Source organism: Cupriavidus gilardii, from assembly GCF_008801915.1.
GTDB classification, from domain to species: Bacteria; Pseudomonadota; Gammaproteobacteria; order Burkholderiales; family Burkholderiaceae; genus Cupriavidus; species Cupriavidus gilardii.
On sequence record NZ_VZOV01000007.1, the window covers coordinates 122,437 to 140,553 of the forward strand.

The following is an 18,117-nucleotide window of genomic DNA, read 5'->3' on the forward strand; positions in this document are numbered from 1 at the left end:
CCACGCCAAACGCGCGGGAGAACGGGATGGACCGACTCAGCAAGCCGCCATCGCGGGCCGCGCAGGTCCTGGTGGTGTCACGACAGCAGAACTTCGGCATCGATGCGAGCCAGTTCGGGCCCGGTTGGGAGATCCGCCACCACCACCAGTTGCGCGACCTGCCGCGGGTCGTTCGCGGCAGCGGGCCGATGGCCGGCGTGCTCGACCTGGAGACCGAATATACCGATGCCGAGATCGCGCTGCTCGAGCAGAGCCTGCAATGCCTGCACGTGATGTGGGTCGCGATCACGTCGGCGCAGCGGCTCGAGGACGAACGCGTGCGGCGTCTGATCCGGGACTATTGCGTCGACTATGTGCGCGTGCCGTTCTCGTACAACGAGCTCGCCTACACGCTCAAGCATGCGCATGGCATGGCTGCCCTGCACGCCGCGCGCGGGCCCGACACGGCGGTGCAGGGCAAGATGATCGGCGAATGCGCGGCGATGCGCGCGATGTTCCGCTCGCTGTCCAAGGTCGCGCACAACGACGCCCCGGTGTTCATCTCGGGCGAGTCCGGTACCGGCAAGGAACTGGCGGCGCAGGCGATCCACGAAGCGTCGAACCGGCGCAAGGGGCCGTTCGTGGCGATCAATTGCGGCGCGATTCCGCCGCACCTGGTGCAGTCCGAGCTGTTCGGCTACGAGAAGGGCGCCTTCACCGGCGCCAACCAGCGCAAGATCGGCTGGATCGAACAGGCGCAGGGCGGCACGCTGTTCCTCGACGAGATCGGCGACCTGCCGCTGGAGAGCCAGGTCGCGCTGCTGCGCTTCCTGCAGCAGGGCATGATCACGCGGCTGGGCGGCCATCAATCGATTCCGCTGGATCTGCGCATCATCTCGGCCACGCACGTGGACCTGGTCGCGGCGCAGGCCGAGGGGCGCTTCCGTTCGGACCTGTTCCACCGGCTGTGCGTGCTGACGCTGTCGATCCCGCCGCTGCGCGAGCGCGGCGAGGATATCCTGCTGCTGGCCAACGCGGTGCTCGCCGAGCATGGCCACGAGGCCCATCGGCGCATACGCGGTTTCTCGCCGTGCGCGACGCAGGCGATGATGCAGTACGGCTGGCCGGGCAATGTGCGCGAACTGATCAACCGGGTGCGGCGCGCGATCGTGATGACCGACAATCGCAAGATCACGGCCGAGGACCTGCAGTTGCATGGCAACAGCGACGCGCCGCGCAAGACCCTCGACGCGATCCGCGAAGAGGCCGAGCGCGAGGCGATCCGCTCGGTGATGGCGAGCCACGGCTTTCACGTGGTGCCCGCCGCGCGCGAGCTCAACGTGTCGCGCGTCACGCTCTACCGGCTGATGCACAAGCACAATATCCGCGTCGAAGGGCAGTCCAGCCACGCGGAGTAGCCGCGCATCGCGACCGCGGCAACCGCCAGGGCCGACGATGCGTCGGCCCTTTTTTTTTGATGGCGAGGCGGGCAGCCGGGCAGCGCCGTTCCGTGCCGTTTCAGCGCCGCGGCGCCAGCGACGACGCAGGCTTCCAGCATCCGGAGCCAAGGCCGCCGCCATAGCCGACCGAGTCGCCCGACGCCGCCAGCAGATCGATCGGCATGCGCGCGGCCTGTCGCATGCTGCCGTCGTCGTCCACCGCGGCCTGCCGGCCGGGCGGCAGGCCCTCGCCTTCCTCCGCGCCGGCGCCAAGCACGCCCAACGACAGGCCGAAGCCCCTGACGTAGATATCGTTGCTCAGTGCCGTATGGCTATGGATCTCGGCATCGTCGGACCGGTCCAGATGGCTGAAGCTGCCGGCCGCGGCGCTGGTACAGACGATAGCCATCGCAGCCAATGCGCAAAGTCTGATTTTCATTTCTCTCTCCTCCCTGTCCGGATGCCGGACGTGCCGCCGGTGCGCGAGCTGCGGCGCACGGACAGACGACCGGCGGGCGGCATCATGCCGCCGACGACCCACGGGAAGGCGGCTAGCGCCGCGTCCGGCTGCGGAAGGCCGCGACTGGCAGGACGCGGTTGGACTCCAGGCAGAACGACGATGTCGCCCGATGCGGCAACCGCGGCGCGGGCAATAACGGGGGCGACAGCAGTTGCAATACCGACGGCGCGGCGCGCGCCGGACGTTGGGCGCGGCGGCGTGCCGTCATGCGTGCTGGAGGGTGACGCATGGTGGGGCGCTCTCCCGTGGCTGAAGCGTGGATCCTGGCTCTTTGGGGACTGTTGCGACAAGCATGCCAGGACGCCGCGGCCCCTGTTCCGGCTCGATTTGCGGAATCGCGGCGGCGGCGCGCTCGGCCGCCGCGGCCCGGCCGGTCCCAATCTGTTGCGGCCCTGAAACCCGGGTGGCGCCGACGGCCCGCGCAGTGTTTCCGCCACCGGACTCGCTGCCATCGCCTGCACGGTGGCTCGCGGCGGGCGGGCACAACGGCACCGGCGCCGACATCCGTCCGAAGGAGGAAGTTCGGATGAAGCCGCGGCAGGCAGCGCTGGGAAGGGCTCCCCAAAACGGCGGAAGTGGCGCGATCGGACGGCGCTTCCGCCGACCGTGGCTCGCAGGTTGCAGCGGCTTAACGGAGCGCGGCCCGGCCGTGTGCGTGCGAATCCGACACGCCGGGGCGCATGCAGGGCATCCGGACACACGCCGATCGCACACACGGACGGGCCTTGGGGCCACGGCGGCGCCCGCAGAAACGGGTACGCCCCTCGGGCTGCGGGGTACGCCCCTCGGGCCGCGGCCGTGCCTGGGTCATTCCTTGCGGACCGGCGGATGAGTCGATGGCGCGGTCTCGGCTGCCGGTGCGTCGCCCGAAATCGGCTTGGGGCCGGGCTGGCTGCGGTCGCAGCCGGCGCTCGCGAGCAGGGCGGCAATGCCCAGCGCCAGCGTGCCGAGTCGGACGGTGCGCAAGGATGCGGTCGGAAGACGGATCACGGTACCTCCTGATGGAAAGAGGGCGGACAACAGACAGACACAAGGGCGAGACACAAGGGCGGACGGAAGGCCGCTGCGCCCCGGCAACGGCGCGCCGCCTGCATTCACTCTAGCAGTTGCCCCCGCCGGCCCCGCCGCCGGCACCGGCTTGGGCACAGGCGCGAGGCGGGGTATCCTGAACGCTGCCCCGCCTGGCCCGTCCGGGCCGGCGGTTGCAGGACCCCAGCCCATCCGGACTTCAGCCCACCGACCAAGCCAGGGAGCGCCGTCTTGCCGATGTTCCAACCCGACCCCGAGCACCGCAATGGCCGCCGGCGCGGCCTCGCCCGCATGCTGCCCGACCGTTATACGCTGCGCCGCACCGCCATGGTGGTGACCGCCGCCGTGCAGTCCTGGTTCGCCCACCGCGCTGCCAGCAAGGGCGCCGCGCTGTCGTTCTACATGCTGTTCTCGCTGGCGCCGATCCTGGTGCTGGTGATCTCGATCGCGGGGCTGTTCTTCGGCGCGGAAGCGGCGCGCGGCGAGATTTTCGCGCAACTCGAGGGCCTGCTTGGCACCCAGGGCGCGGCAGCGATCCAGCAGATCCTCGCCGCCACGCATCGCGCCGGCGGCAGCGGCATGGCGGCGCTGATCGCCACCGGCATCCTGATCGTCGGCGCGACCAGCGCCTTCGCCGAACTGAAGGCGAGCCTGGACGACATCTGGGAGGCCGACGCGACGCCGGCCGGCGGCTGGCGCGCGCTGGTCCGCACGCGGCTGCTGTCGTTCGGACTGGTGCTGGTACTGGCTCTGATGCTGCTGGTCTCGCTGGTGGTCAACGCGGCGATTGCGGTGGTGCAACGCTTCTGGGACGGCATGTGGTTCGAGTCGTGGCTCGCGCCAGTAGCCACGACGATCTCCAGCGGCTTCTCGTTCGTCGTGGTCAGCGTGCTGTTCGCGGTGGTGTTCAAGATGCTGCCGCGCGTGCGCGTGACCTGGCGCGACGTGACGATGGGCGCGATCATCACCGCGGTGCTGTTCTCGATCGGCAAGCGCCTGATCGGCATCTACCTGGGCAACAGCGCGGTGGCGTCCTCGTATGGCGCGGCCGGGTCGGTGGTGGCGCTGATGCTGTGGGTGTACTACTCGGCCCAGATCTTCTTCTTCGGCGCCGAACTGACCCATCAGTACGCGCTGCAGTTCGGCAGCCTGCGCGAGCGGCAGCGCCGCGGCGAGGCGCCGGAACCGGTCGGCGCCGGGAACCGGTAGAATAACGGCCCATTCCCCTCGGGCGCCCCGCCGCGACAGCCGATCCCAAGCCGGCCGCCGCGGACCGCGACACCAGGCGCGGCGCGATTGGCCTGGCCTCGCGCTCCTGCCGCGCCCCGCCGCGCCCCGCCGGGTCCCGATCCATCCGCCTGCCATCCGAACGTCCTACCGTGAGCTCGCTCGTATCCGAAATTGCGCGTCGTCGCACCTTTGCCATCATTTCCCACCCCGACGCCGGCAAGACCACGCTGACGGAAAAGCTGCTGTGGTTCGGCGGCGCGATCCAGGTCGCCGGCGAGGTGCGCGCGCGCAAGGCCGACCGCCACGCGACCTCCGACTGGATGGAGCTGGAAAAGCAGCGCGGCATCTCGGTGACCTCGTCGGTGATGCAGTTCCCCTACCGCGAGCACATCGTCAACCTGCTCGACACCCCGGGCCACGAGGACTTCTCGGAGGACACCTACCGCACGCTGACCGCGGTCGACTCGGCCGTGATGGTGATCGACTCGGTCAATGGCGTCGAGGCGCAGACAATCAAGCTGCTGAACGTCTGCCGGCTGCGCGATACGCCGATCCTGACCTTCATCAACAAGCTGGACCGAGAGGGGCGCTCGCCGATCGAACTGCTCGACGAGATCGAGGACGTGCTGAAGATCCAGTGCGCGCCGATGACCTGGCCGATCGGCATGGGCAAGTCGTTCCGCGGCGTCTACCACCTGATCGACGACAAGGTGCAGCTGTTCGATCCGCACGGCGACAAGGGCACCGCCGCGATCCTGGACGGGCTCGACAACCCCGAGCTCGATCGCGTGCTCGGCTCGCAGGCCGAGGAATTGCGCATCGAGATCGAACTGGTGCGCGGCGCCTCGCACGCCTTCGACAAGGCCGCCTTCCTCGCCGGCAAGCAGACCCCGGTCTATTTCGGCTCGGCGATCAACAACTTCGGCGTGCAGTCGCTGCTGGACGCGCTGTGCGATCTGTCGCCGCCGCCGCAGCCGCGCGCGACCGACAGCCGCACGGTGCAGCCGGAGGAAGCGAAGTTCAGCGGCTTCGTGTTCAAGATCCAGGCGAACATGGACCCGCGCCACCGCGACCGCATTGCGTTCGTGCGGGTCTGTTCGGGACGCTTCACGCGCGGCATGAAGCTGCTGCACGTGTCGGCGGGCAAGACGGTGGCCATCAACAATGCGATCACCTTCATGGCGCAGGATCGCAACACCACCGAGGAGGCCTACGCCGGCGACATCATCGGCGTGCCCAATCACGGCACGATCCGGCTGGGCGATGTCTTCACCGAAGGCGAGCCGCTGAAGTTCACCGGCATTCCGTCGTTCGCGCCGGAATTTTTCCGCCGTGCGCGGCTGAACAACCCGCTGAAGGTCAAGCAGCTGCAGAAGGGCCTGCAGCAGCTGGCCGAGGAAGGCGCGACGCAGATGTTCCGCCCGATCGCCTCGAACGAGCTGGTGCTCGGCGCGGTCGGCATCCTGCAGTTCGACGTGGTGGCGCACCGGCTCGAGCACGAGTACGGCGTCGACGCGATCTTCGAATCGCACGAGTGCGCGACCGCGCGCTGGCTCAAGGGCGACCCGGCCGAGATCGAGAAGCTGATCGAGAAGGCCGGCCACAACGTCGCGCTGGACGGCGCCGGCGACCACGTCTATCTGGCACCCAGCATGGTCAACCTGCGGCTGACGCAGGAGCGCTTCCCGAACCTGCAGTTCATGGAAACGCGCGAGATCGTCTGAAGCGCGTCCAGTACGTGATCCCCGCGCAGGCGGGGGCCCAAGGGCCTCGCTTCGATCCGGAGGCGGCAGGCGCGGCCTCCGGGTCGCGCCGTCAGAACGCCAGCGTCGCCTGCACGTAGAACGTGCGCGGCATGCCGACGTACTTGCCCAGGTTGTTGTCGGTCGAGCGCGTGAAATAGCGGCGATCGAACAGGTTCTTGACGCCCACCGCCACCTTCAGATTCGACATCGACTTGCCGAAGTCGTAGCCCAGGCGCATGTGCACCAGCGCGTAGCCGGGGATGTCGCCCAGCGCGCCGTTGGCGCTCTCCTCGGTCCGGTACGGCGTGCCGTCGGTCGGGTCGCCCGGCGAATGCTGGCGCGATTGCGCGAAGCCATCGACGTTCAGCGTCCAGCGGTTGCGGCTGTAGCGCACGCCCGCCGTGGCCACATGGCGCGAGTAGAACGGCAGGTCGCGGCCGGCGAAGGTGCCGTGGTTGTAGGTCGCCTCGGTATAGGTATAGCCGGCATAGGCCGACAGCCCGGCCAGCGTCTTCGACAGCGTGCCGAAGTCGTAGCGCAGCGAACTCTCGACGCCGCGGTGGCGCGTCGCGCCGAGATTGGTCCAGGCGTCCGGGCTGCCCATCGTGCCGCCGCGCAGCTGCAGCTCGTCGTCGAAGTCGATGTTGAACAGCGTCAGCTCGCCGCCCCACCCGTTGGCGTTGAAGTGCGTGCCCAGCTCGTACGTCTTGGCCTTTTCCGGCGCCAGGCCATTGGTGGTCTGCGCGATCTGGAAGTACTGCAGCGGGCCGAACGAGACGCCGGCATTGCCGAACAGCTTCCAGTTGTCGCTGACGTGGTACATCACGGCCAGCGAGGGCAGCGGCTCGTCCGACTTGATGTCGGTGCGGCGCTGCGTGAAATGATCGGTCACGTTGGAGCGGATCATCTCGTAGCGCAGGCCCGGCGTGATGGTCCAGTTGCCGACGTTGATGGTGTCGTCGATGTAGACCGCGTTGGCCGTGGTGCCGCCGCTGCGCCACTGGTACATCGGCGAAGCGATCGTGGTCGGATCGACGGTGCCGGGCGTGTAGAAGGCCGTGCGCGATGCCTGCTCGTCGCTCGACTCGCGCAGGTAGCGGTAGCCGACACTGACCTCGTGGCTGACGTTGGCGCCGCGGAACAGCTGCGAGTAGCGCGGCTCGACCGCGAAGGTGTGATAGTGCCGCGGGAACGATCCCAGTCGGCGGCGGCCGGCGCTCTCGCTCTCGATCTGGCTGCCGCGGAAGCTGTCGGTGTAGTACGTCAGCACCTCGAACTTGCGGTTGTTGTCCTGGTGCGAGTACTTCAGCGAGACATCGTTGCGGCGGCCGGCGAAGGTGTCGTACGGCCGCACCGACTGGAACGGATCGGCGGCGTACTGCGCGGCCGTCAGCCCGCCCGGCATGTCGGCCAGCGCCTCGTAGTAGTGGTAGCTCGCGGTGATCTGGTCCGTGCTGGAAATCCGGTACGAGCCCTTGAGCATCAGGTCGTCGATATCGACGCGGTCGTTGCCGCGGCGATAGCCGTCGCCATGCACGCCCGAATACATCAGCGCACCGCCCAGGCCGTTGTCGTTGGTGCCGCCGATGAAGAGGCTGGGCATGGTCTTGACGTTGCCGCCGTGCGTGGCGATCTCGGTTTCCACCGAGGCCTGCGCGGCGAAGGTCTGCGGAATCGGCCGGGTCACGAAATTGATGATGCCGCCGACGTTCTGCGGGCCATAGCGCACCGAGCCGGCGCCGCGCACCACGTCGATGGTGTCGATATTGCCCATCGACAGCGGGGCCATCGACAACTGGGGCTGACCGTAGGGCGCGACCGCCAGCGGAATGCCGTCGAGCAGCACGGTCGAGCGCGGCGACAGCCGCGAGGCCAGACCGCGCACGCCGACATTCAGCGAGATGTCGCTGCCGCCGGTGCCGTTGCTGTCCTGCACCTGTACGCCCGGCATCCGGCGCAGCACCTCGCGCACGTTGGTCGCGCCGCTTTCCTCGATGGTGCGCCGGTCGGCGATCGAGCGCGCACCGGGATGCTCCAGCACCTTGGTCTCGTTCGGCTGGTCCAGCCAGTTGCCGACCACGGTGACCGTGCTCAGCGTCTTGTCGGCGTCCGCGGCCGCCGGAGCGGCGTGCGCCTGAGCTTGCGCCTGCGCTTGCGGCGAAGCCTGGGCGGTCACCACGGGCTCGGCGGCACGGGCCGAGGACGACAGGCACAGCAGGGCGACGCCGGCGGCTGCGGCGGTCAGGCGGAAGGCGGCTTGCAAGATCGGATCCTGAAGAAAGGCGGGAAAGCGGCATCGGGTTCGCGAGACGGCGCGATGACCGACACGTGACCTGATGGGCGGCATCACGGCGTCGGCGTCACCCGAGAAGCGGCGGATTATAAATGCGAAGCATTCTCAAGCGCCGCAAACCTGCCTCGCCGTCATGGTCGACGTTGCAGGAGGCCAACACCGCCCACACCGGCCCGACACCGGCCCAACACCGCGCTGCCGGAAGGGACTCATGTAGCGTCGAGCGCGCATGGCGCCGCTCCGCTAGAATTGCGGCTTGCCGGCGTAGCGAGCCATGGGCAACCCATGGGCGCCCCACGCCGGCCTCCCGCTGTCCCGGCAGCCGTCACCGCACAAGGCGGCGCCGCTTCTCTCTCCCGCCATGCCTTCCGCCCCTGCCAGCACGACCCCGGCCGCCTCCGATCCGGATTCGGTCTTCCGCGACCCCGGTTTCCGCATGTTCTGGTGCGCCCGTCTCTGTACGACGATCGGGTATCAGATCCTGACCGTGGCGGTGGGGTGGCAGATGTACGACCTGACCGGCGATGCGCTGATGCTTGGGCTGGTCGGCCTGGTGCAGTTCCTGCCGTCTGTGGTGCTGCTGCTGATGTCGGGCCACGTGGCCGACCGCTTCGACCGCCGCCAGATCGTCCGCATCTGCCAGCTGACCGAAGCCGCGATCGCCCTCGGCATGGCGGCGGCCAGTCTGGCCGGCTGGGTCCGGCACGAGCACATCTTCATCTTCGTCGCGCTGCTCGGCGCGACCCGCGCCTTCGAAACGCCGACGCTGCAGGCGCTGCTGCCCAGCGTGGTGACGCCGCGCCAGCTGCCGCGGGCGGTCGCGCTGTCGAGCTCGGCGACGCAAACGGCGATCATCGTCGGCCCGGCGCTCGGCGGCTTCGCCTATGTGGCCGGGCCCGGCGTGGTCTACGGCATCGGCGCGCTGCTGTTCCTGGCGGCCGCCACGCTGATCACGCTGCTGCGGCTGCGCCAGCGGCCGCAGCGGCTGACGGCCCCGGTCAGCATCAGCACGCTGTTCGCGGGGTTTGCCTATATCCGCAGCCGGCCGGTGCTGCTGGGCGCCATTTCGCTCGACCTGTTCGCGGTACTGCTTGGCGGCGCCACCGCGTTGCTGCCGATCTATGCCCGCGACATCCTGCATACCGGTCCGTGGGGCCTGGGCCTGTTGCGCTCGTCGCCGGCGATCGGCGCGCTGGCCACCGCGATCTGGCTGGCCCGCCATCCGCTCGAGCGCAAGGTGGGCCGCGTGATGTTCGGCGCGGTGGCGCTGTTCGGGCTGGCGACGATCTGCTTCGGGTTGTCGACGTTGCTGCCGTTGTCGATGCTGGCGCTGGTGGTGCTGGGTGCCTCGGACATGATCAGCGTGGTGGTGCGCTCGACCCTGGTCCAGCTCGATACGCCGGACGACATGCGTGGCCGGGTCGGCGCGGTCAACTCGGTCTTTATCGGCGCCTCGAATCAGCTCGGCGAATTCGAGTCCGGCGTGACGGCGGCGTGGCTGGGCCCGGTTGGCGCGGTGCTGCTGGGCGGCGTCGGCACGCTGGTGGTGGTGGCCGTGTGGATGCGGCTGTTCCCGGCGCTGGCGAACCGCAACAGGCTCCACGACAGCCCCGGGGCCAGCTGAATCCGGCTGATTCCGACTGACTCGGGGCGGACTTCGCCCCGATTTCCCACCCCGGCCCGTACCCGTTTCTGCGTGGCGCCACGCGGACGGAAGCGGCGCCTACAGCACTCTCCCCGATATTTTTTCAATCCGCTGCAGCCCTTGCCCAGCAAGGGCTCGCGCCCGTTCGCGCCGTCCCCGGCAACATATTCACGGAAACCATTTCTCCATCGATCTGTCCCGAAAATATTGTCAATTTCGATTATCTGTAGGCGAATTCCGACATTGCGTCGGATGAGCGCGGGCAGACCCCGGCATCGCCCCGTGCGATAAGCAAGGAGGTCCCGCGCGCCTGCGGGCAAGGGAGCAGACCATCGATGTGCGGTATCGCAGGAGAAATACGTTTCGATCAACAGATGGCCGACCTTCACGCCGTGGCCGACATGGCGCGGGTGCAGGCCGCGCGCGGCCCTGACGGCGAGGGGCTGTTCGGCCTCGGCCGGCGCGCCTTCGGGCATCGGCGCCTGCGGATCATGGACCTGTCCGAGCGCGCGCATCAGCCCTTCATCGACAACGCGCTGGGGATGGGCATCGTCTTCAACGGCGCGATCTACAACCACCATGCGCTGCGCGAGGAACTGAGCGCGCGCGGCTACACCTTCTCGTCGAGCGGCGACACCGAGGTCATCATCAAGGCCTGGCATGCCTGGGGCCCGGCGGCGCTCGATCGCTTGGCCGGCATGTTCGCGTTCGCGCTGTGGGAGCGCGATACCGGCATCACGCACCTGGTGCGCGACCGTCTCGGCATCAAGCCGCTGTATTACAGCCAGGATGCGCGGCGCCTGCGCTTTGCCTCGACGCTGCCGGCGCTGCTGGCCGGGGGCGATATCGATACCGCGCTCGACCCCGTTGCGCTGCATCACTATCTGACGCTGCACGCCGTGGTGCCGGCCCCGCATACGATCGTGCAAGGCGTGCGCAAGCTGCCGCCGGCCACGCACATGACCGTGCATGCGGATGGCCGCACCGAAACCCGTACCTGGTGGCGGCTCGAGTTCGTGCACGACGCCGCCGACAAGGCACGCTCGTTCGAGGAATGGCGCGACATGACGCTGGCCGCGCTGCGCGACGCGGTGCGCCTGCGCACCGTCGCCGACGTGCCGGTCGGCGTGCTGCTGTCGGGGGGCGTCGACTCCAGCCTGATCACCGGACTGCTCGCAGAAACGGGTACGCCCATCCTGCGCACCTATGCGATCGGCTTCGAGGCCGCCGGCGGCGAGGCCGGCGACGAGTTCCACTATTCCGATCTGGTGGCGCGGCATTTCGGCACGCGCCACGAGAAGATGATGATTCCCGCGGCCGATCTGCTGGACGCGTTGCCCGACGCGATCCACGCGATGAGCGAGCCGATGGTCAGCCACGACTGCGTGGCCTTCTATCTGCTGTCGGCGGCGGTCGCGCGCCACAGCCGCGTGGTGCAGAGCGGGCAGGGCGCCGACGAGGTGTTCGGCGGCTATCACTGGTATCCGCCGCTGGCCGCCAATACCGATGCCGACGGCGGCGTCGCGGCCTATCGCAAGGTGTTCTTCGACCGCACGCAGTCGGAGATGGCCGAGCTGCTGTCACCCCAATGGCTGGCCGACGATCCGAGCGGCCGTTTCCTGGCGGCGCATTTCGCGATGCCCGGTGCCGACAGCGCGATCGACCGCGCGTTGCGGCTCGATACCACCGTGATGCTGGTCGAGGACCCGGTCAAGCGCGTCGACAACATGACGATGGCCCATGCGCTGGAGGCCCGCGTGCCCTTCCTCGATCACCGGCTGGTCGAGCTGGCCGCGCGCATGCCGGCGCGTCACAAGATCGCCGCGGGCGGCAAGCACGTGCTGAAGGAAGCCGCGCGCCAGGTGATTCCCGCCGAGGTGATCGACCGCCCGAAGGGTTATTTCCCGGTGCCGGCGCTCAAGTACCTGCGCGGCCCCTTCCTGGAGTACGTGCGCGGCCTGGTCGACAGCGATGCGGCGCGCCGGCGCGGCCTGTACCGGCCCGGCGTGGTCGAGTCGATGCTGGCGGATCCCGACGCCCACATCACCCCGCTGAAGGGCTCGAAGCTGTGGCAGGTAGCGCTGCTCGAGGGGTGGATGCAGTCGCATGGCCTGTGAGGCCGGCCATGACTGGCGACAAACCGGCAGCCCCCCAACCCGACGATGAAGCCAACGGCCGCCGCGCGCGGCCGCAGTCCCTTGTCGGCAACGACAGAAGCCAGAACGCGGACAACAACGAGGAGAAAGATCGAATGTCGACCGTCAATGCGGAAGTCCGTCCGGCCAAGCCGTCGGCGCTTGCCGATTCCCTCCACCTCGGCGCGCCTGCCGGCCCCGCCGGGCAGGCGCCGCGCGCCGTGATGCACGATGCCGGTGGCGCCCCGGTGCAGCAGGATCCCGCCATGCAACCAAGCCCGGCACCCGCGCCGGTGTCCGCGCGTCCGAACGCGATGCTCGATTGCGGCTGGGGCCGGCTGATGTTCGCGCCGTCGTTCGAATCGCCGGCGCGGCTGGCCGCCGAGCTGCAGCAGGAAGCGCCGGGCCGCCGCGATATCGCGCTCTATGTCGAAGCGCCGCAGCTGCTGCTGGCCGAGGCGCCGCAGACGCTGTTCCTCGATCCGTCGCTGCTGTTCCGCCGCACGCTGGAGGACGGGGATGCCGCGGTGGCGACCGGCGCCGCGGGCGTGACGATCCGCCGCCTGTCGACCCGCGCCGATATCGCCGCGATCAACCGCCTCTACGCCTCGCGCCACATGGTGCCGCTCGATCCCGCCACGGTCTGGCGCCAGCGCGACCACGACGCGGTGGTCTACCTGATCGCCGAGGACGAATCGACCGGCGACATCATCGGCTCGGCGATGGGCGTCGACCATCTGCTGGCCTTCGGCGACGAGCGCGGCGGCAGCAGCCTGTGGTGCCTGGTGGTCGATCCGCAGACGCATCTGGCCGGCGTCGGCCAGGCACTGGTGCGCGAGCTGATCGCGCTGTTCGCCGCGCGCGGACGCAAGCACCTGGACCTGTCGGTGCTGCACGACAACCAGCATGCGATCGGCCTGTACCACAAGCTCGGCTTCGTGCAGGTCGACGGTTTCGTCGTCAAGCACAAGAACGCGATCAACGAGCCGCTGTTCGCCGGCTCCAGCGAGTGCGACAACCTCAATCCGTATGCCGCGCTGATCGTCAAGGAAGCGCGCCGGCGTGGCATCGGCGTCGAGATCATCGATGCCGATGCCGGCATCTTCAGCCTGCGCTACGGCGGCCGCGAGATCCTGTGCCGCGAGTCGCTGTCCGAGCTGACCGGCGCGGTGGCGATGACCTGGTGCCAGGACAAGGCGCTGACGCGCAAGCGGCTGGAGCAGGTTGGCCTGAAGGTGCCCGCGCAGCGCCAGATCGGCACCGATGCCGAGAACCTGGCCTTCCTCGCCGAGCACGGCTCGGTGGTGGTCAAGCCGGCTTTCGGCGAACAGGGCCGCGGCATCAGCGTCGACGTCCGCACCGAGGAGCATCTGCGCAGCGCGATCGAGACCGCGCACGCCGAGGGCGGCACCGTGCTGCTCGAGTCGTTCTGCCCGGGCCAGGACCTGCGCATCGTGGTGATCGGCTACGAGGTCGTCGCCGCGGCGATCCGCAAGCCGGCCGAGGTGGTCGGCGATGGGCAGGCCGATCTGAAGACGCTGATCGAGCGCCACAGCGCGCGGCGCAGCGCGGCCACCGGCGGCGAGAGCCGCATTCCGCTCGATGCCGAGACCGAGCGCTGCCTGGCGGCGCAGGGGCTGACGCTGCAATCGGTGCCGGCCGCGGGAGAGCGGGTGCCGGTGCGCAAGACCGCGAATCTGCATACCGGCGGCACGCTGCACGACGTCACCGCCCAGCTGCATCCGGTGCTGCGCGAGGCCGCGCAGACCGCGGCGCGCGCGCTGCGCATCCCGGTGGTCGGCCTGGACTTCCTGGTGCCGGCCGCCGACCAGCCCGAGTACGTGATCATCGAAGCGAACGAGCGGCCGGGACTGGCCAATCACGAGCCGCAGCCGACCGCCGAGCGCTTCGTCGATCTGTTGTTCCCCTTTACATCGTGAATTCCTGCCGGGCGCGTCGCGCCCGGCATCGTCCATCCATGCAGAAACTGAAGATCGACCGGCTGTACCTGAAGACCGCCCTGCTGGAGCTGCTCGCCATCCCCAGCCCGGCCGGGCTGACCGACGAGATCGTCCACTACACCGCCAACGTGCTGGACGGGCTCGACATCCCCTATCAGCTGACCCGGCGCGGCACCATCCGGGCGACGCTGCGCGGCAATCGTGCCAACAGCGGCATGGGCCCCGACTGCGCGATCGTCGCGCACCTGGACACGCTCGGCGCGATGGTGCGCGAGCTCAAGCCCAACGGCCGGCTGGCGCTGGCGCCGATCGGCACCTGGTCCAGCCGCTGGGCCGAAGGCGGCCGCGTGACGCTGTTTACCGAACATGGCCGCCATCGCGGCTCGGTGCTGCCGCTGCTGGCCTCGGGCCACGTCTACAACGAGGCGGTGGACACGCAACCGGTCAACTGGGATCAGCTCGAGCTGCGGCTCGACGAGCCGGCGGCGACGCCGGAGCAGCTGCGCACGCTCGGCATCCAGGTCGGCGACTTCGTCGCCTTCGATGCCAACCCCGAGATCCTGGACAACGGCTATGTCGTCTCGCGGCATCTGGACAACAAGGCAGGCGTCGCCGCGGTGCTGGCCGCGCTGAAGGCCGTGCGCGAGAGCGGCGCCTCGGTGCCGATGGACTGCCATGCGGTATTCACGCTGACCGAGGAGGTCGGCTCCGGCGCCACCGCGGTGATCGAGGACGACGTCAGCGAGGTGATCGGCATCGATATCGGCCCGGTGGCGCCGGGGCAGGGCGCGCGCGAGGAAGGCGTGACGATTCCGCTGATGGATTCGGCCGGCCCGCACGACTATCACCTGACCCGGCGCCTGCTGCGGCTGTGCGACGAGCATGGCATTCCCAGCCATCGCGACGTGTTCCGCTTCTACCATTCGGACGCCGGCGCGGCGGTCAGCGCGGGCCATGACGTGCGCACCGCGCTGCTGTGCTTCGGTGCCGATGCCTCGCATGGCTACGAGCGGACCCATCTGGACGTGCTGGTCAATCTGGCCGAGCTGCTGACCGTCTATATCCAGAGCGGGCCGACGCTGCCGGAGGACCGCCAGCGCCGCATGGGCTCGGTGGCCGGCTTCTCCCATCAGCTCGATCCGCGCCAGCTGACGCGCAGCGAGACGCCGTTGCCCGATGCCGGCGAACTGGTGCATACGCGCCGCGACAGCGCGTCCTGATGCCGCGCTTGACGACATCCCTTCCGGAATGAACCTTATGGATCTGAATTTCATCGACGCCGACAAGCTGCAGGCCACCTGGGCCTATCTGCTGCAGCTCGCGGTGCACCAGGGCCTGAACGTGCTCGCCGCGCTCGCGATCCTGATCGTGGGCTGGTGGCTCAGCGGACGCGCGCGCAACGCGGTGCTGCACGCCTTCGACCGCCCGCATGTCGACGCGACGCTGCGGCCGATGCTGGGCAGCGTCACGCAGTGGGTGGTGCGCGTGGTCACGGTGATCCTGGTGCTGTCGCAGTTCGGCGTGCAGACCGCCAGCATCATCGCGATGCTAGGCGCCGCCGGCCTGGCGATCGGGCTGGCGCTGCAGGGCACGCTGCAGAACATCGCCGCGGGCATCATGCTGGTGCTGCTGCGGCCGTTTCGCGTCGGCCAGTACATCGACGCCCAGGGCATCGCCGGCACCGTGCGCGAGACCGGGCTGTTCATGACGGAGCTGACGACCTTCGACGGCGTCTGCCTGCGCGTGCCGAACAACAAGATCTGGGGCAGCGCGATCACCAACTACAGCGAGAACCCGACGCGCCGGCTCGATATCGAGGTCACGGTGCCGTTCGGCGCCGACGTGCAGACCGCGCTGGGCGTGCTGCGCCGTATGCTGGCCGATGACGAACGCGTGCTCGAGGTGCCGGCGGCCGAGGCGATGGTGGTCAACTTCACCAGCGAGGGCGTCACGCTGAACCTGCGCTGCTGGACCTCGAACGACAACTACTGGAACCTGCGCTTCGCGTTCTACGAGCGCGTCAAGCGCGAGCTGCAGGCGGTCGGTATCCATATCGCGGTGCCGGTGCAGGAGCTGCGCGTGCCGGGCAATGGCGGCAATGGCGAGCAGACCGCGCTGGTGCTCCACCATACGCCGCAGCCGTCGGCCGGCGGCGCAGTGCCGCGCGCATAGCGCGCCGCCACGGCGCCGGCAGCCGCGCGACGCCGTGCCGAGGTGATGGTGGTCCCCGCGCAGGCGTGGACCCAGTGGCTTTTCAAGCGGCTTGCGATCAGTCTTCGTCCGCGAACAGCGTGCAGGCGCCTTGCTCCGCCGTGCTGACGTTGCGGCGGAAATTGCCGAACAGGTCGCGGCCGACGCCATGGCGATGGCGGCTCAGGTCGGGCCGCTCGATCGTGCGGGCCTCCCACTCGGCCTGCGGCACCAGCGCGGTCAGGATGCCGGCCGGCGCATCGACGCGGATCATGTCGCCGTCGCGGACCTTGCCGATCGCGCCGCCTTTGAGCGCTTCCGGGCAGACGTGGATCGCCGCCGGCACCTTGCCCGACGCGCCCGACATGCGGCCGTCGGTGACCAGCGCCACGTGAAAGCCCCGATCCTGCAGCACCGTCAGCGTCGGCGTCAGCTTGTGCAGCTCGGGCATGCCGCACGCGGCCGGCCCCTGGAACGGCAGCACCGCGACGAAATCGCGCTCCAGCTCGCCGCGCTTGAAGGCCGCCAGCATGTCGTCCTGGTGATGGAACACGCGCGCCGGCGCCTGCACGACCTGATGCTCGGCCTTGACCGCAGAGGTCTTGATCACCGCGCGCCCCAGGTTGCCGTCCAGCACCTTGATGCCGCCGTCGGGCGCGAACGGCTCGCCGGCGCCGCGCACCACCGACGTGTCCAGCGATTCGGTGGGCCCGTCGAGCCAGACCAGCTTGCCGTCGCGCAGCGCCGGTTCGCGCGTGTAGTCCTCCAGGCCCTGACCGACGATGGTGGTGACATCGTTGTGCAGCAGCTCGCGCGCCAGCAGGCCGCGGATCACCAGCGCCAGGCCGCCCGCGGCCTGGAAGCCGTTGACGTCGGCCTGGCCGTTCGGATAGACGCGCGCCAGCAGCGGCACCACCGCCGACAGCTCGTCGAAGTCGTCCCAGGTCAGCACGATGCCGGCCACGCGCGCCATCGCGATCAGATGCAGCGTGTGGTTGGTCGAGCCGCCCGTGGCGAGCAGGCCGACGATGCCGTTGACGAACGCGCGCTCGTCGAGCACCTGCGCGATCGGCGTATAGCGCTCGCCCTGGTGCACCAGCCGCAGCACATGCCGCGCGGCCTCGCGCGTCAGCGCCTCGCGCAGCGGCGTGTACGGGTTGATGAAGGCGGTGCCGGGCAGATGCAGCCCCATGATCTCCATCAGCATCTGGTTCGAATTGGCCGTGCCGTAGAAGGTGCAGGTGCCGGGCGAATGGTAGGACCGGCTCTCGGCCTCCAGCAGTTCTTCCCGGCCGATCTTGCCTTGCGCATACAGCTGGCGGATGCGCGCCTTTTCCTCGTTGGGGATGCCGGTCGGCATCGGCCCGCCCGGTACGAACACCGCGGGCAGATGGCCGAACGACAGCGCCCCCATCACCAGCCCGGGCACGATCTTGTCGCAGATGCCCAGGTACAGCGCGGCGTCGAACATCTGGTGCGACAGCGCGACCGCGGTGGCCTGCGCAATCACGTCGCGCGAGAACAGCGACAGCTCCATGCCGTCCTGGCCCTGCGTCACGCCGTCGCACATCGCCGGCACGCCCCCGGCGAACTGCGCGGTAGCGCCGGCCTCCAGTGCGGTCTCCTTGAGCCAGGCGGGGAACTCTCCGAGCGGTTGGTGCGCCGAAAGCATGTCGTTGTACGAGGAAACGATCGCCACGTTGGGCCGTTCCTCGGCCTTCAGGCGGATCTTGGCGGGCTCGGGCATCGAGGCGAAGCCGTGGGCCAGGTTCGTGCAGGACAGCTGCGCGCGTTGCACCTTGCTGCCGGCCATGGCCTGCGTGCGGGACAGGTAGGCCTGGCGCGTCGGCGCGCTGCGGGCCACGATGCGGGCCGTCACTTGTTCGAGTACGGGATGGGGCATGGGGCTCTCCAGCGGGATTCTTGGATGTCGCAGGTAATGTCGCAGTTC

General features: G+C 69.2%; 12 protein-coding genes. 8 read left to right on the forward strand and 4 right to left on the reverse strand.

Annotation, left to right across the window (positions count from 1 at the left end; translation table 11 throughout):
* The first annotated feature begins 26 nt into the window (after positions 1-26).
* Positions 27-1,397 (forward strand): sigma-54 dependent transcriptional regulator, encoded by a 1,371-nt coding sequence (locus F7Q96_RS11415; protein ID WP_151022655.1) that lies wholly within the window; start codon positions 27-29, stop codon positions 1,395-1,397.
* A 100-nt stretch (positions 1,398-1,497) separates the two neighbouring features.
* On the opposite strand, the gene F7Q96_RS11420 is transcribed toward F7Q96_RS11415, so the two are convergent.
* Positions 1,498-1,857 (reverse strand): hypothetical protein, encoded by a 360-nt coding sequence (locus F7Q96_RS11420; RefSeq protein ID WP_144426000.1) that lies wholly within the window; start codon positions 1,855-1,857, stop codon positions 1,498-1,500.
* Positions 1,858-2,745: 888 nt separating this feature from the next.
* On the reverse strand, positions 2,746-2,928 hold the full coding sequence (locus F7Q96_RS11425) for a hypothetical protein (protein ID WP_053824504.1): 183 nt from the start codon (positions 2,926-2,928) through the stop codon (positions 2,746-2,748).
* A 276-nt stretch (positions 2,929-3,204) separates the two neighbouring features.
* Here F7Q96_RS11425 and F7Q96_RS11430 point away from each other — a divergent pair, with 276 nt between their 5' ends.
* Together F7Q96_RS11430 and F7Q96_RS11435 are read left to right on the forward strand one after the other, a co-directional pair.
* Positions 3,205-4,176: a YihY/virulence factor BrkB family protein gene (locus F7Q96_RS11430; protein ID WP_053824503.1), complete on the forward strand. Its 972-nt coding sequence runs from the start codon at positions 3,205-3,207 to the stop codon at positions 4,174-4,176.
* A 170-nt stretch (positions 4,177-4,346) separates the two neighbouring features.
* Positions 4,347-5,921, forward strand: coding sequence for a peptide chain release factor 3 (locus F7Q96_RS11435; protein WP_053824502.1), 1,575 nt, complete (start codon positions 4,347-4,349; stop codon positions 5,919-5,921).
* A 91-nt stretch (positions 5,922-6,012) separates the two neighbouring features.
* On the opposite strand, the gene F7Q96_RS11440 is transcribed toward F7Q96_RS11435, so the two are convergent.
* Positions 6,013-8,205 (reverse strand): TonB-dependent receptor family protein, encoded by a 2,193-nt coding sequence (locus F7Q96_RS11440; RefSeq protein ID WP_053824501.1) that lies wholly within the window; start codon positions 8,203-8,205, stop codon positions 6,013-6,015.
* A gap of 391 nt (positions 8,206-8,596) precedes the next feature.
* Between F7Q96_RS11440 and F7Q96_RS11445 the strand changes: the two genes are divergently transcribed.
* The 5 genes from F7Q96_RS11445 to F7Q96_RS11465 all read left to right on the forward strand — a co-directional run bounded on the left by F7Q96_RS11445 (position 8,597) and on the right by F7Q96_RS11465 (position 16,148).
* A complete protein-coding gene (locus F7Q96_RS11445) occupies positions 8,597-9,859 on the forward strand; it encodes an MFS transporter (protein WP_053824500.1) in 1,263 nt (420 codons plus the stop codon).
* Positions 9,860-10,215: 356 nt separating this feature from the next.
* Entirely contained in the window at positions 10,216-11,997 is a 1,782-nt protein-coding gene (locus F7Q96_RS11450; RefSeq protein WP_151022657.1) for an N-acetylglutaminylglutamine amidotransferase, read from the forward strand.
* Positions 11,998-12,131: 134 nt separating this feature from the next.
* Positions 12,132-13,955 (forward strand): N-acetylglutaminylglutamine synthetase, encoded by a 1,824-nt coding sequence (gene ngg, locus F7Q96_RS11455; protein WP_226994995.1) that lies wholly within the window; start codon positions 12,132-12,134, stop codon positions 13,953-13,955.
* 38 nt (positions 13,956-13,993) lie between these two features.
* Positions 13,994-15,196 carry an osmoprotectant NAGGN system M42 family peptidase gene (locus tag F7Q96_RS11460; RefSeq protein ID WP_006577928.1) on the forward strand — a complete coding sequence of 401 codons (1,203 nt, stop codon included), beginning with the start codon at positions 13,994-13,996 and terminating at the stop codon, positions 15,194-15,196.
* Positions 15,197-15,233: 37 nt separating this feature from the next.
* On the forward strand, positions 15,234-16,148 hold the full coding sequence (locus F7Q96_RS11465; RefSeq protein WP_226994994.1) for a mechanosensitive ion channel family protein: 915 nt from the start codon (positions 15,234-15,236) through the stop codon (positions 16,146-16,148).
* Between the two features lie 97 nt (positions 16,149-16,245).
* Here the strand turns inward: F7Q96_RS11465 and edd are convergent, their stop codons facing one another.
* Positions 16,246-18,069 (reverse strand): phosphogluconate dehydratase, encoded by a 1,824-nt coding sequence (edd, locus tag F7Q96_RS11470; RefSeq protein ID WP_053824499.1) that lies wholly within the window; start codon positions 18,067-18,069, stop codon positions 16,246-16,248.
* Positions 18,070-18,117 lie beyond the last annotated feature (48 nt).